Raw genomic sequence first — 544 nt, forward strand, 5'->3', positions numbered from 1 at the left:
CTTGCAAAAGCAACAAGTAAAGCAATTCTTGATGCCTTAAAGAAAGTACACAAGCAAATAGAAGAACAAGGAGGCTTGAAAAATGTAATAAAAAATAACGGAGAAGAAGTAAAGCTAAAAGATATGGTTAAAAAGGGACAGTTAGAAGAAATCAATCTAAAAGATCCTGAGTTAAAAGGACTAAAGAAAATTTTAAATAAACACGGAGTGAAGTTTTCTGTTATGAAAGATAAGGAAACTGGTAACCACTCTGTGTTTTTTCAATCTAAGGATATAAAGGTAATGGAACACGCCTTTAAAAAAGCAGTTAAGGCTTCTGAAAGAAAGGCCGATAGAAAAGATTCAATAACGAAGACTATAAATAAGTTTAAAGATATGGCTAAGGATACCATTAGCAAAGATAAAGTTAAAAATAAACATAAGGAGCAAAGCTTATGATAAGTAATTTAAAAACATTTGAAAATAAGAATTTTGGGAAACTCACTGTTATAGAAAAAGACGGTGAGTTTTTCTTTATAGCAAATGAAGTAGCAACTATGTTAGG

The 544-nt window shown here is 30.3% G+C and carries 1 protein-coding gene and 1 pseudogene; both read left to right on the forward strand.

The window, feature by feature from the left end; all coding sequences use genetic code 11:
• The coding region (locus tag HMPREF0072_RS10335) for a PcfB family protein (protein WP_004830362.1) at positions 1-438 on the forward strand (438 nt) is incomplete at its 5' end.
• Positions 435-544: pseudogene (locus HMPREF0072_RS12050) on the forward strand (phage antirepressor Ant); the annotation flags it as partial. The gene HMPREF0072_RS10335 and the pseudogene HMPREF0072_RS12050, both read left to right, overlap by 4 nt.

The sequence above is a fragment of the Anaerococcus lactolyticus ATCC 51172 genome (genome assembly GCF_000156575.1).
In the GTDB taxonomy this organism is placed as follows: Bacteria; Bacillota; Clostridia; order Tissierellales; family Peptoniphilaceae; genus Anaerococcus; species Anaerococcus lactolyticus.